Here is a 13,933-nt window from a genome sequence, read left to right as displayed (position 1 = left end):
TGTAATGAAGTTTTTGAAGCCTAATTTTTCCAATGCCCTTGATTCCCCTGCTTTTAAGAAAAAAAAATCTCGTCAAGTTAGTTCTGGTAAGGTAAAAAAAAGAACCTCGACTCAACGAAAATCTTGGGGAGGTTTAGTCAGAATTATCTTAGTTTGGCTCGTGTTGATCATGGGTATGGTGGGTATTGGTTATCGACTTTACCATTTGCAAATAGTTAAGGGTGAAGAGTTTTTTAACAGGGCTCAAGGTCAGCAAAAGACAAATTTAAGGCGTTATATTCCTCGACGTTCCATTGTGGATAGGGAAGGTCGTGTATTGGCTTCAGATCAGTTAGTGTATGATGTGTATGCCCATCGACTGTTGCTAGAGGAAAGTATTGAGGATGTGGCGAGAAAGCTGGGGGAAGTTCTTCCTGAGTTGGATGTTAATGGTTTAATTCAAAGGATTAATAATCAACAGACTGGGGTAATAGTTGCTCGTAATTTAACGGAAAATCAGGCTGATCGAGTCAGGGCTTTAAGAATTATTGGGGTTGATTTGGATCAGCGTTATGGTCGTTTTTATCCCCAAGATGATTTGTGGGCGGATGTAATCGGTTATGTGGATATGGATCATAATGGTCAGGCAGGGGTTGAGCATAGCCAGGGAGAGTTGTTACAGAGAGATTTATCATCCCCAGAGGTTCGAGGGATGCTGAGGGTGACCAGAAATGCGCTGGGTTCAATTATCCCTGCTAGTTTACCTGATAAGGCGATTTATTTAGATGATCTTAGTTTGAAGTTGACGGTGGATTCTCGTTTGCAACGGGCTGTGCGCGATCGCCTTCGGGTACAAATGGAGCAATTTAAGGCAAAGAAAGGAGCGGTAATTGTGTTGGATGCCCATACGGGAAGTATTTTAGCCCTTGCCTGTGAGCCTACCTATAATCCTAATCGTTATTTTGCCTATGATTTTGCTCTGTTTAAAAATTGGTCGGTGACGGATACCTATGAACCTGGTTCTACTTTTAAACCCATTAACGTGGCGATCGCCCTTGATGAGGGAGTTATTAACCCCAATTCCTATGTATCAGATCCAGCCCAAGTTACGGTGGACGGCTGGCCCATTGCCAATGCTTCCCGTACGGGGTTAGGAAGGGTAAGTATTACGAGGGCGATGGATGTATCTAGTAATACCGCCATGATTGATATTATGCGTCGTATTCCCCGAGCACGTTATTTCGAGAGATTAGAGGAGTTGGGCATCAATCAGCGTATGGGTTTAGATTTACCCTTTGAGGGGGTAGGTTTCCTCAAGTCCAAGGAGGTATTTACCGCCAGAGATATTGAAATGGCCGTATCTTCTTTTGGTCAGGGTTTATCCCTCACTCCTATGAAACTGGTACAACTTACAGGGGCGCTCGCCAATGGTGGCAAATTAATTACTCCCCATGTGGTAGAAGGATTGGTAGATGCCAATGGAGAAATCCAAGTATATCCAGACATAGAAGAAACTCAGGTATTCCAAGAAAGCTCCGCCTATGCGGTGGTCAAAATGATGGAGTCGGTGGTGGAAAATGGTACGGGAAAAGTAGCTCAAATAGAAGGCTATAAGGTGGGTGGAAAAACAGGCACCGCCCAAAAACATGACGGTAGAGGACGATATTCTGCCACGGCGCGCATTACTAGCTTTGTCAGTGTTTTACCCACCGATAACCCCCGTTATGTAGTCTTAGCTGTCATCGATGAGCCCCAAGGAGATAGTCTGTTTGGCTCCACCGTGGCCGCCCCCATCGTCACCGATGTGATGAAATCCTTAATCCGTATCCGAGGCATCCCCCCTAGTAACTAAAGACTAATCCACTGTGCAATGACGGGAGGTACGGGCAAAAGAATGGCAATGAGTAATAGTAAAGACATTAAACCCAAAAAATCCCTCGTATTATCTAATTCTGTCACATCATTGAGCGCTGGTTGATCGGCAATGGGCATAAAAATTAAAATTATCGCCCACAACAAAAACTCAGGACGGATAAAAGCAAGGAGAATCACCAATAAACGGGCAATTTGTCCTATGACCACGGCCTTTCCTTGTCCAAACATGGCATGGACGATGTGACCTCCATCTAGTTGCCCCACGGGCATCAAATTTAGGGCGGTAACGATTAAACCGATGTAACCAGCTACGGCAATGGGATGTAGTGCTATGGCATCCCCTGCCCCTAATCCTGAGCCAAAAATTATTTTACTAATAACACCAAAAATTAAAGAAAAGCGGGGATCTAGTGCGTTAAAGTCCAACATACTTGAAGTTTCGCCCATGGGTACTACCCTAGAAAAAATTAAACCCCATACTAATACGGGAATGGTAACTAAAAATCCCCCCAAGGGTCCGGCTAATGCCACATCAAATACGGCTTTGCGGTTTGGCATGGGGGACTTGATGGAGATAAATGCACCAAATGTGCCGAGGAAAAAGGGCAGGGGTATAAAGTAGGGGAGGGTGGTTTTGATGCGATAAAAAACGGCAAATAAATAATGGCTTAATTCATGGACTCCTAATATTGCTAGTAAGCCTATGCTATAGGGTAAACCTTGTAATACTAAGCTAAAATTATTTTCTAATTCTTCTACGGTTACTCCACTTATTTCGGCGCCTATAATAGTTGTGGTGACTAAGGTTAACAGTAAAAGTGCGATCGCCGTTAGGGGTTTAGTTAATTTTTCGGGGGCTTGTTTCGCTTTATTTTCCTCAGAATAGGGGTTAGGTACGAGGGCAAAAAACGGTTTACCCTGCATGGTTTCCTGAAAAACCAATAAAAATCGGTCATTAAATACCCTTTCTAAATTCTTTTTTACCGTAGGATAGGCTTTTTCTGGCTCGGTGCGCAACTTGCCCACACAAACGATGGCTTGGGGTAAATAGTCAATTTTTTGTAGATAATAAACCCCCCAAGGGAAACAATCTTTCAGGGCTTTTTCTTCCTCCGCATTGATAGGGCGTGAAGATTTTTTTTGATTGATAAAAGATAAATTATCAGGATTAAAATTGGGAGAATCTTGATTAGTCATAGAATTGAGAGGTTTTTGTAACGGAGAATCTGTTTTTTTTCCTTCTTGTTGCTTTGGCTTCCCTTTTTGTATTAACCAAATGTAAATAATCGGTGAAATAATGAGGGGGATATAGATTAGGAGGGCAGGGGGGTTACTTTCCCCGGGGTTCAAAACTTGCCATATCAACCAGACAAAGCTAGGAATCATCAAAGCTAACCACAATAGCAAAGGGGAAGTATTTGTGATCTTTGTGACGGTGCGATTGATGACAAAGTAAACAAAAATACTTAATAATAGAAAAAGAACAATTGATTCCATTTTTTACCTACAATAACAAGTCTATCCTGATTGTTTAGGATAACTCCATATAACTACAACATGGCAATGACCACATCCAGAGGACTATTTAACCGATAAAGATGACCCCTATTCATAATTCTACAGAAAAAAACCAGCAAACGGCGAAAATATCAGCTCCCAAAGCACCTAAATTAATTTTAGAAAATATCTGGGCTTTTCCACCTAACCGAGATATTTTGGGGGGTACATCCTATTTTATCCTTAGCCCTACGGGAAATATTCTCATCGATTGTCCTCCTTGGCATCCCCAAACCATCGAATTTTGTCATCAACAAGGGGGGGTAAAGTATCTATTTATCACTAATCGAGACGGTATTAGTAAGCACATTGGTAAAATAAAGCAGGAGTTTGACTGTCAACTAATTTCCCAAGAGCAAGAGGTATATTTACTACCGAACTTGGATGCCCTTTCTTTTGCGGATGAATACCAGTTAACCGATGATTGTAAATTGATTTGGACATCGGGTTATTCTCCCGGTTCAGCTTGTTTATACTATCAAGGTAATGGAGGGGTACTGTTTACAGGAAGACATTTATTGCCCACCAAAGATGGTAAAGTTGCTCCTTTGAAGTTGAAAAAAACCTTTCATTGGCGCCGACAAATGCTAAATGCTCAAACGGTTTTTGACAAAATCCCCCCTTTAAGTTACGTTTGCCCGGGGGCAAGTACAGGCTATCTGAGGGGGCGTGGTTACGTTACTGTTTAGGGAGCGCAACTTAGGCGAAGAAAGTCGGCTCGAATCCATCCTCTCGCACCACTTTTAGGGAAACCTACCTTATACCATAGTTTTCCTGTGCTATCTTGGGCATAGTCTCCAAATTGGCGATCGCCCTCTAAAATATAAACGAAGTCTCCTACTAATCCATAACCTCTGGTATTGTACTGAGTACCCGGGCCTGAGCGTAAATTAATTTTCGTGGCATTAGAAGAAGCCGTCAAATTAGCATAACAGGTAGATCGTTCATTGGTAAATTCGTACTGGGCGATCGCACGGTCAGGTTTTGCCACCATCACCCCCGTGGCAAGGACAAGTAAAATAGATATGGTCTTGATCATATTTGTTCCATGTTCCTCCCAGAAATTTTCTGAGCATTTAAAATAATCATTTAATAATATCCAAATTTTGCTCAGTGGAACTGAAACTATTTATTTTCCTGTTAACTATTCGTTGAATAATTGGTGTAAGATCAAGGTATAGTGCTTTTCAATGATTGATATTTAATAGAATAAATGCAACTGTTTGAGCAGAAAAAAGAAGATCATAGCGAAGAAGAGTCAAGCTCAATAAAAGATGAGGAAGGCTCTATGCAAATAGTAAATAAAAATGGCTTTATTAGTGTTCTTAAAAACACCGATTTTTTAAATTTATGGCTAGGGCAAGTTTTCTCTCAATTAGCAGATAAAATATACCTAGTTTTAATGATTGCAATTATTAGCAATGATTTTCACCGAGATGGTCAAGCTATTAGTAGCTGGGTATCTGGAATTATGATTGCCTTTACCATTCCCGCAATTTTATTTGGATCATTAGCAGGGGTATATGTAGATCGTTGGTCAAAAAAACTGGTTTTAGTTGTCTCTAATTTAGGGCGAGGATTATTAGTTTTTATAATTCCTTTTTTCGTTTATCAACAAAGTTTAGGGGCCGGATGGTTTAACCTACCTTGGGAATTTTGGTTATTATTATCCATCACCTTTCTTGTTTCTACCTTAACCCAATTTTTTGCGCCCGCCGAACAGTCTTCCATTCCCTTAATCGTTAAAAAAGGTAATTTATTGGCGGCAAACTCCCTCTACACCACCACCATGATGGTAATGTTAATCATCGGTTTTGCCATTGGAAATCCCCTCTTAGAATTGGTGAGTAGTTGGGGTGATAATTTCTCCTTTGACTACGGAAGAGAATTATTAGTCGGGGGAGGATACACCATGGCCGGTTTAATACTCATGGTAGTAAATACCAAAGAAAGGGAACAAGATAGACAAACCCAAGAAAATCATGTTTTTCAAGATATTAAAGATGGTCTAATTTATCTACAAAAAAATCATCGGGTGCGTAATGCCCTATTCCAGTTAATTATTCTTTTCTCTATCTTTGCCGCCCTCGCCGTATTAGCCGTAAGTGTAGCCGAAACCATTCCGGGCATGGAAGCCGAAGAATTTGGTTATTTACTAGCCGCCGCAGGGGTAGGTATTGCCGTAGGTGCTGCCTTTGTTACCCAGCAAGGAAAATCGATTAGTCATGGTAAGCTCAGTTTTTATGGCTCCATTGGCATGGCGATCGCCCTTATGGGGTTATCATTTTCCACAGGTAATCTGGCCAGTGCTTTGTTAATGATAGCCATAGTCGGAGGATTTGCCGCCCTAATCGGAGTACCCATGCAAACCACCATCCAAGCCGAAACCCCCCCAGACATGAGAGGAAAAGTCTTTGGGCTACAAAATAACGCCGTCAACATTGCCCTTTCCCTACCCCTGGCCCTCGCAGGAGTCGCCGAGACACTATTGGGTTTACAAGGAGTCTTAATAATCTTGGCATTATCCTCCGTGGGAGGAGGAGTTTTAACATCCCTTCTTACCCTCAAAAAATAACCGAGGGAAAATCTTTGAACGGGGAACTAAAAAATAACTAAATCCATCATAACTAACAACTAGGGCATTACTTTTTTGGCTATCCCATAATTAAAACCACTGAAAAAGTTTTAGTAAATTCTTTAAACATGCCCCTTCGTTAGAAATGGGATTATGGTGGACAATTTTTACCCGCAAAATTATCATGTCATCCCCAAACCTATTAAAGCCAAAATATTATTATTTTTTATCAATTATGATTAGTAAAATTAACAGTTTATCAAAAGTTAAATTATCAACCAGCAAAATTATTTTAGTGCTAGGTTTAAGTACCTTTGGCATTCTAGCAGGGCTAACCCCCGAATATAACACCCAATCTAATAACATTAAAATTAGCAATCAAGCTTTTGCCCAAAACTTCTCCGATGCTGAATTAACTAGATATGCCCAAGCCGCCGTAGAAATCGAAAGATTAAGACGCTCAACTTTTACTAATATTGAAAACATCGTGGGACAACAAAGAAGCAGTCAACTCGCTTGTAATCAAAAAGACTCCATTAATGATTTACCTGGTAACGCCCGCACATTAATGAATGATTTTTGTCAAAATTCAGAGGTTATCGTTAGACGTAATGGGTTAAGTATGAACCAATTTAACCAAATTACTCAACAGGTTAGACAAAGCGAAGAATTGAGAAATAGATTAAGGGAAATTACCCGACAACTATAATCTAACCATCTTTTTGTGCTTTTTGTACTGAGTTAGATTTATAAATCGTACTTTATATTTACTGTTTTTGGCAATGGGCTTAAGCCCATTGTTCGCTTTATTAGTAAACTTTTTTTACGACAAATCGGTGAAAAGCCCCTGCCTTTAAGTATTAGGACTGTCCATAGAAGTTGCTGAAAAATTATTTGCCCAAATATCTTAATCTGGTGTAGCCTAACTGCCATCCCCTATTCCCTCATTAATCAAATTGAAAATAATACATCAGATGATAAACAAAGTCGGGGGGTAAGGATAATCTTTGTTGTAAGTGGGGGAGATTGCGATATTTGCCCCCTTGTTCTCGATTTTTAACAATTTCAAAGGCAACGTCATGATCAAGGTTTGGGATGGCTTGTAATTGCTCTAGGGTAGCCGTATTCGGATTTATCTTGGGGGGGGCATGGAAACTATTTTGGTCATAATAGGAAAAATTGAGCAATGGTTGCCAAAGGGCTATTTTTGTCATAGAGATACCCAAAGCCGCTGCTAAATCCTCCATACATAGTATTTGAATGCCCGAATTATTCATTTCTACAAGGGTACGGGCTTGGGTGATGGAGATACCGGGTAGCCTTAGCCAATCATCTACACAGGCTTGATTTACGTCGATGGAGATGCCTAATTTTGCCCCCACCCTAATTTCAGTCACACTTTGGAAACGATAATAGGGATTTTTCTCTATTTTACGGGCGATCGCCCTTTCTCGCCAGTCTAGTTTAATCATTTATTTGTTGCAAATTATTACAAAATCGTGCCACAGTGCCTATATTAGGGCAAATTAAATAGTAATTTAGCTTAATTTTATCAATTTGTATTGTACAAAAGGAGTTTTTTATGCCTATTTCTGATACTCAAGTTTTCGTTGCTTTAGCCATTGCTTTAGTACCTGCTATTTTAGCTTTCCGTCTATCCACGGAATTATATAAATAATTCCCTATCCCCTCTTGAGAAGGGGGGATTTTTAACTACCCTTTGCCCATCTTCACTTTTCCACGAAGCCCTATTCATGCAACTTTTTTCTTTCCAGACTCAAATTATGCTCTAGTTGTTGTAACTCCTCCCTACGGGTTTCCATTTCTAACTTAATTCGAGTTAAATCTTGACTTTCTAGGGTTAACTCCTGCCTCCATTTTTCAATTCTTGCTTGTTCTTCTAATAAAAAATCTGAGCTTTTTTCCTCCTTATTATTAATAAAATCTCTGATAACATTTAATACCCAATCTTTAGCATCTCGATAACGTATAATTTCTTTTTTTTCATTGACTTCTACTAATAATAATACTGCCTTAGATAAATTGTTATCCTCTGGAAGTGGGATATATTCTTCACTACAAAAGGACCAACGATTTATCGATTCCTCACTGGCTAGTAAATAAAGTTCTAATTTTTGAGAGATATTGTTTTCGACTACTTGGGCTAAATATAACATTGTAAAAAAACTATTTTTTTGTAAAAAGAAGGAAAAAAGGTTTTAAATAACGTATGAAATACTAGCCCAAAAAGTTTTGGTTATTGTAATAAAGCTAGTCTATTTTGCAAAATTTGTAATTGAGTTTTAGCTTCATCCAAATTATCCTGAGCATTTTTGATAATTTCGGGGGGGGCTTTTTGAGTAAATTTAGGATTATTTAAACGTCCTTCAAGGGATTTTACCTCTCCTTCGATTTTACCCATTTTTTTAGTTAATTTTGCGGTTAATTTATCCACATCGATGACTCCTTCTAGGGGAATCAAGACTTGAATGGTACCAACCACCGAGGCGATCGCCTTTGGCACTTCTTGGGTTAAACTATCTATGATGGAGAGATTGTTTACTTTCGCTAAACCTTCGATGTAGGGGCGAGTATTTTCCAAAATCTTTCTTTCCTCCTCACTATCAGACTGAAGAATCACAGAAACTTGGGCACCCGGTTTAATTTCCGCCTCGGCGCGTAGATTACGGATGGCGCGGATAGTTTCAAAGAGTAATGTAAAACTGGTTTCTAAATCCTCAGAAATTAGACTATCCATGGTGATGGGGGCAACGGTATCCCCTGCACTAGATTGTAAGGAAGCAATCACATTTTTCGAGCCAAAAATCTCTTGTTTTAAACCACTCAAACGTTTTAAAGTTTCTTTTCTGGTGTCCACAAAAACTAAGTTGCGATAGATAAACCAACCAGAATAAGTTAAACCGACTAACCTGAGTAAAGGGGCGAGAAGGGGAAACTCATAGATAGCATTAGAAACAGACACGAGTAACTGTAAAACCACAAGGGTTAAAAAGATGATTAATAACAAGCTCAAGGGTTGCTTATATTTCCTAATGATAGAACTAAATTGATCAGGTAATTGATCTAATAATCCCATCAACTGATTACCCAATCTCACAATGGTGGGGTTATCGGTGGAAAATTCTTCAGAATCACTTAAATCAATAATTAATTCTTCATTGGTGGTGTTTACCGCTACCACGGAAGACAAAGTTAATAATTCATCCACCACGGGATAAGACTGGAGGGCAAGACTACCTTCTTCGGTTTGGGTGAGGGTGTGCCAAATTTCTTCGGTGATGTGGGGCATGAAAGGATGTAATAATTTGAGGATTCCTTCCAAGACATAGGCGAGGGTTTGTTGGGCAACTATGCGCGAAGGAGAATCAGCATCCTGTCTAAGACGGGTTTTTACTAACTCAATATACCAGTCGCAAAAATCACCCCAAATAAATTCATATAATCCCTTAGCCGCTTCCCCTAAACCATAATTTTCTAAATATTCGTCGGTTTGTTTAATGACTTGGTTAAAGCGAGATAATATCCATTTATCACTCATTTCCCATGAAGATAGGGAAGGATTACCCAATTGGGCGGGGGTTTTACCATCCAAATTCATCAACACAAATCGGGCAGCATTCCATAGTTTATTGGCGAAGTTGCGGGATGCTTCCACGGATTCCGATTCGTCGGTATCACGGTTATATTGTAAGCTGATGTCTTGCCCTGCCCCTGCCACTTCACGGATAAGGGTATAACGGAGGGCATCGGTACCGTATTTATCACTTAATAGTAAAGGATCTATGCCATTATTGGCGGATTTAGACATTTTTTTGCCGTTTTCATCCCTTACCAAGCCGTGAATATATACATCTTTAAAAGGAATTTGCCCTGTGAAATGTTTTGACATCATTGTCATACGGGCTACCCAGAAAAAGATAATATCAAACCCTGTCACCATGGTAGCGTTAGGGTAATAGGTGGCTAAGTCTTCGGTTTCTTCGGGCCAACCCATGGTAGAAAATGGCCATAATCCTGAGGAAAACCAGGTATCGAGGACGTCGGGATCTTGAATTATTTTAGCATCTTCCCCGTAAAGGGCGATCGCCTTTAGTTGTGCATCCTCATCATCGTGGGCAACCACAAAGGGAGTATTATCCGTAATTTCCCCATTAGTTTCACTGATGACATACCAAGCGGGAATTTGATGCCCCCACCACAACTGACGAGAAATACACCAATCCTCAATTTTCACTAACCAATCACGATACACTTTTTCCCATCTTTCAGGTACAAAGAAAGGGGATTTATCATCGTCTAATTCCTTGAGGGCATCTTGGGCAAGGGGTTTAATTTTTACATACCATTGAGTAGATAACAAAGGCTCAACGGGTACTTTCCCTCGATCGCTATAGGGTACACTATGGCTATAGGCTTCTACTTTTACTAGGCATCCTGCCTCATCGATGGCCTTAACCACATTTTTTCTGGCTTCAAATCTATCTTGCCCTTGATATTCTCCCCCATTTTCATTAATGGAGCCGTCTTTGTTAAGAATATTTATGAAAGGAAGATCATGACGTTTCCCCATGGCAAAATCATTAGGGTCATGGGCTGGTGTCACTTTAACACATCCCGTGCCAAAGGTGGGATCTACATATTCATCGGCAATGATGGGGATTTCTCGCCCCACAAGGGGCAGGGTGAGAGTTTTTCCGATAATAGCAACATAGCGCTCATCTTTGGGGTTAACAGCCACTGCCGTGTCTCCTAGCATGGTTTCAGGGCGGGTGGTAGCTACTTCCACAAAACCACTGCCATCGGTAAGGGGATAACGAAAATGCCAAAGATTACCGTTTACTTCTTTATTTTCTACCTCTAAATCTGATACAGCGGATTGGGACTCTGGACACCAATTCACCATGTATTTTCCACGATAAATTAAGCCTTCTTCGTAGAGTTTCACAAAGGCTGTTTTTACGGATTCGGACAATTTTTCATCGAGGGTAAATCTTTGACGACTCCAATCGGCGGATAGCCCCATGCGTTTAAGTTGGTTATAGATAGCACCACCAGATTTTTCTCGCCATGCCCATGCCATTTGTAAAAACTTTTCTCTGCCTAAATCATCCCTAGTTTTACCTTTGGTTTTGAGTTGTTTTTCGATGATCGTCTGTACGGCAATACTAGCATGGTCGGTACCTGGCAAACAAAGGGTATTTTTCCCTTTCATGCGATTATAACGAACAAGAGTATCAATCAATGAGGTGTTGAAAGCATGGCCCATGTGTAATTTCCCTGTGACGTTGGGGGGGGGAATTACGATGGCGTAGGGTTCGCCTTTTTTTTCTGGATTTGCTTTGAATGTCTCGTTTTCTTCCCAATATTTTTGCCATTTTGCTTCTGTTTGTTGGGCTTCATACTGGGGGGGTAGGTTAATATCTGTACCACTCATTGATTTATTTCTCTCTGCTAGGTGCGATCGCACTTACTGATTAATCTTTTCTCTTTGTGTTGATTTTGCCATATCTTGAACACATAGGCAATGGGTAATGGATAGGTATAAAAAAGGTATCGCCCAATTTTTTTTGCCCCATGATATTGATATTTTTTCAGATTCAGAATAACAAGGGGTTTAAACCCCTTGCCCCTTAGACTAGATTAAGCAACGGCAGAAATGACATCAGAAAGGGGTTGCCAACGGAAGTAACGCTCTCCCCCTAACTCTAATACCACCTTAATTTTAGGTTCAATTTTACTCAAATTCGCTAAATATTCTTTCTCCTGACGGGATAAAACAAACCCTTCAATTATCCATAAAACTAATCCTTTGGAGTTAGGAGGTAAATTTTCTACCTGAGACAACGCCATCGGTGGTACAAAATAAGTAGGCCCTACAGAGCCTTCTTGCCCGATGTTTTTCTTGCCTAAATGGGCAGGGCGTACCCCATGGACACCCATTAAATATGCACTTAAATCCCCTAATCCTCGGGCAGAAAAATTCATAGTATGATAACCGTGGGTGCGTAATCTTCTTTGATAACGTCCCTCAAAACCTCCTTCTAGGGGAGCATATACTGCTAAGGCTCCTGTTTTTTCTAGGTCACGAATAAAGGTTTTTCCTGTGGTAAATAAAGGCATAATTTTTTTTGATTAGTTATTAATAATGTCATTTTTTAGCTAATCTGATTATAGTAGTCTCTGTATATGTTTGCTCATGATTTTCTTAATTCTTTTACACTTTTTGCAACCAAACCCACGGCGGATCATGGTATCCTAGATGTTTGAGAAAGTCTTGAAGCTGTTGATTTATGAGTATTTCTTCCCCCTTATCCCTTAATGGTCAAATTCGTAAATTTTCCCGTAAACTTTTAGCGGTAATAGCTGACTTAAGATTAGCTATTTTGTTACTATTGGCGATCGCACTTTTTAGCATATCAGGCACTGTCATAGAACAAAATCAAGGCTTGTCTTATTATCAAGAAAATTATCCAGAAAATCCAGCATTATGGGGTTTTTTAACATGGAAATTATTACTAAATATTGGCTTTGATCATGTTTATACTACATGGTGGTATGTTTCTATCTTGGTACTTTTTGGCACTAGCCTAATTGCCTGTACATTTCGCCGTCAACTTCCAGCCTTAAAAGCCGCTAAAATTTGGAAATATTACCGTCAACCAAGGGAATTTAATAAACTTGCCCTCAGTGCAGAATTATCTGTCAATGGCTTAACACAAATCAAAGATAACTTAACTAAAAAAGGATATAAAATCCATCAAGACAGTAATAGTTTATATGCCCAAAAAGGAATTATCGGCAGAGTAGGACCAATTATTGTTCATGTAGGCATGATCGTAATTTTATTAGGGGCAATTTGGGGAGCATTTACAGGTTTTTTCGCCCAAGAAATGATCGCCGAAGGACAAACCTTTACCATTAAAAATTTCATCGAAGCAGGGGCATTAACTAACCTTAAAAAACCTCAAGATTTTTCCATTAAAGTAAACGATTTTAGAATAGACTATACACCCCAAGGAGCAGTAGATCAATTTTATTCTGACCTTTCAGTAATAGATAAAGAAGGTAAGGAATTAGATCACAAAACCATTTTTGTTAATCAACCCCTAAGATATAAAGGAGTTACTTTTTATCAAACAAGTTGGGGCATTTCGGGGGTAAAAGTACAATTAAATAATAGTCCTATTTTTCAATTACCCATGGCAGAATTAAACACCGAAGGAAAAGGACGTATTTGGGGTACATGGATTCCCACTAGCCCTGATATGAGTAGTGGAGTATCTTTAATTACCAAAGACTTACAGGGTACTATGTTTATTTATGATATGTCGGGGCAGTTGGTGGGGGCTACTCGCCCGGGGATGCCTGTGGAGGTAAATGGCATTAACCTTAAGGTGTTGGACTTAATTGGCTCTACTGGGTTACAGATAAAGGCTGATCCAGGAGTACCTATAGTTTACCTTGGTTTTGCTCTTTTGATGATCGGCGTGGTCATGAGTTACGTTTCTTTTTCTCAGGTATGGGTATTGGAAAAAGATGACTCTACTTTTATTGGGGGGAAAACTAACCGCGCCCAAGTGACTTTTGAGCGAGAAATTTTTACAATTATTGATTCTTTATAATCATTTATCGGATATTAAGAGTAAATAGTGTGAAGTAAATAACAAGTAAGGGGAAGTCAATCACAGATAAGGAAAAGTCCATAGCAGGCAAGGGGCTTAAGCCCCTTGTTAAAATAAAATGCGGTGTTGCTTATTTTGGGGATGCAATATCATTAAAATACAGCAAATATATAATACTAAAACTATTATTACTATTGCTCATTGCCTATTGCCGAACTAAATTAAAAATCATACCTTAATTCACTAACGCCTAAAATGCTTGTATCGAAAATTTTAGACATAATTATCCAGCATAACTGTAATA

General features: G+C 39.7%; 12 protein-coding genes. 6 read left to right on the top strand and 6 right to left on the bottom strand.

What is annotated here, in order from left to right; translation table 11 throughout:
* The first annotated feature begins 4 nt into the window (after window positions 1–4).
* Complete coding sequence (locus ACXITR_RS04900) at window positions 5–1,831, top strand: peptidoglycan D,D-transpeptidase FtsI family protein (protein ID WP_457996114.1); 1,827 nt, start codon at window positions 5–7, stop codon at window positions 1,829–1,831.
* Here the strand turns inward: ACXITR_RS04900 and ACXITR_RS04895 are convergent.
* Complete coding sequence (locus tag ACXITR_RS04895) at window positions 1,828–3,351, bottom strand: site-2 protease family protein (RefSeq protein ID WP_457996113.1); 1,524 nt, start codon at window positions 3,349–3,351, stop codon at window positions 1,828–1,830. The two genes, ACXITR_RS04900 and ACXITR_RS04895, sit on opposite strands and share 4 nt — an antisense overlap.
* Window positions 3,352–3,452: 101 nt before the next feature.
* On the opposite strand from ACXITR_RS04895, the gene ACXITR_RS04890 reads away from it, so the two are divergent.
* Window positions 3,453–4,100, top strand: a complete 648-nt coding sequence (locus ACXITR_RS04890) for an MBL fold metallo-hydrolase (RefSeq protein ID WP_457996112.1) — start codon at window positions 3,453–3,455, stop codon at window positions 4,098–4,100.
* On the opposite strand, the gene ACXITR_RS04885 is transcribed toward ACXITR_RS04890, so the two are convergent.
* Complete coding sequence (locus ACXITR_RS04885) at window positions 4,097–4,450, bottom strand: SH3 domain-containing protein (RefSeq protein ID WP_457996111.1); 354 nt, start codon at window positions 4,448–4,450, stop codon at window positions 4,097–4,099. The two genes, ACXITR_RS04890 and ACXITR_RS04885, sit on opposite strands and share 4 nt — an antisense overlap.
* Before the next feature lie 174 nt (window positions 4,451–4,624).
* Here ACXITR_RS04885 and ACXITR_RS04880 point away from each other — a divergent pair, with 174 nt between their 5' ends.
* Complete coding sequence (locus ACXITR_RS04880) at window positions 4,625–5,986, top strand: MFS transporter (protein WP_457996110.1); 1,362 nt, start codon at window positions 4,625–4,627, stop codon at window positions 5,984–5,986.
* Window positions 5,987–6,221: 235 nt separating this feature from the next.
* Window positions 6,222–6,695 carry a DUF4168 domain-containing protein gene (locus ACXITR_RS04875; protein ID WP_457996109.1) on the top strand — a complete coding sequence of 158 codons (474 nt, stop codon included), beginning with the start codon at window positions 6,222–6,224 and terminating at the stop codon, window positions 6,693–6,695.
* A 238-nt stretch (window positions 6,696–6,933) separates the two neighbouring features.
* Here ACXITR_RS04875 and ACXITR_RS04870 read toward each other — a convergent pair whose 3' ends face one another.
* Entirely contained in the window at window positions 6,934–7,458 is a 525-nt protein-coding gene (locus tag ACXITR_RS04870) for a helix-hairpin-helix domain-containing protein (RefSeq protein WP_457996108.1), read from the bottom strand.
* 110 nt (window positions 7,459–7,568) lie between these two features.
* Between ACXITR_RS04870 and psaM the strand changes: the two genes are divergently transcribed.
* On the top strand, window positions 7,569–7,664 hold the full coding sequence (gene psaM / locus ACXITR_RS04865; RefSeq protein WP_015223751.1) for a photosystem I reaction center subunit XII: 96 nt from the start codon (window positions 7,569–7,571) through the stop codon (window positions 7,662–7,664).
* Between the two features lie 70 nt (window positions 7,665–7,734).
* Here psaM and ACXITR_RS04860 read toward each other — a convergent pair whose 3' ends face one another.
* The 3 genes from ACXITR_RS04860 to ndhN all read right to left on the bottom strand — a co-directional run bounded on the left by ACXITR_RS04860 (window position 7,735) and on the right by ndhN (window position 12,127).
* Entirely contained in the window at window positions 7,735–8,163 is a 429-nt protein-coding gene (locus tag ACXITR_RS04860) for a hypothetical protein (RefSeq protein ID WP_457996107.1), read from the bottom strand.
* A gap of 80 nt (window positions 8,164–8,243) precedes the next feature.
* Entirely contained in the window at window positions 8,244–11,441 is a 3,198-nt protein-coding gene (locus ACXITR_RS04855) for a valine--tRNA ligase (RefSeq protein ID WP_457996106.1), read from the bottom strand.
* 206 nt (window positions 11,442–11,647) lie between these two features.
* Window positions 11,648–12,127, bottom strand: a complete 480-nt coding sequence (ndhN, locus tag ACXITR_RS04850) for an NAD(P)H-quinone oxidoreductase subunit N (RefSeq protein ID WP_457996105.1) — start codon at window positions 12,125–12,127, stop codon at window positions 11,648–11,650.
* Window positions 12,128–12,297: 170 nt separating this feature from the next.
* Between ndhN and ACXITR_RS04845 the strand changes: the two genes are divergently transcribed.
* Complete coding sequence (locus ACXITR_RS04845; protein WP_457996104.1) at window positions 12,298–13,629, top strand: cytochrome c biogenesis protein; 1,332 nt, start codon at window positions 12,298–12,300, stop codon at window positions 13,627–13,629.
* The last annotated feature ends 304 nt before the right edge of the window (window positions 13,630–13,933 follow it).

This window comes from Cyanobacterium sp., assembly GCF_054166785.1.
The sequence above is the reverse complement of the archived record's forward strand: the minus strand, read 5'-3'. Positions and strand labels throughout refer to the sequence as shown.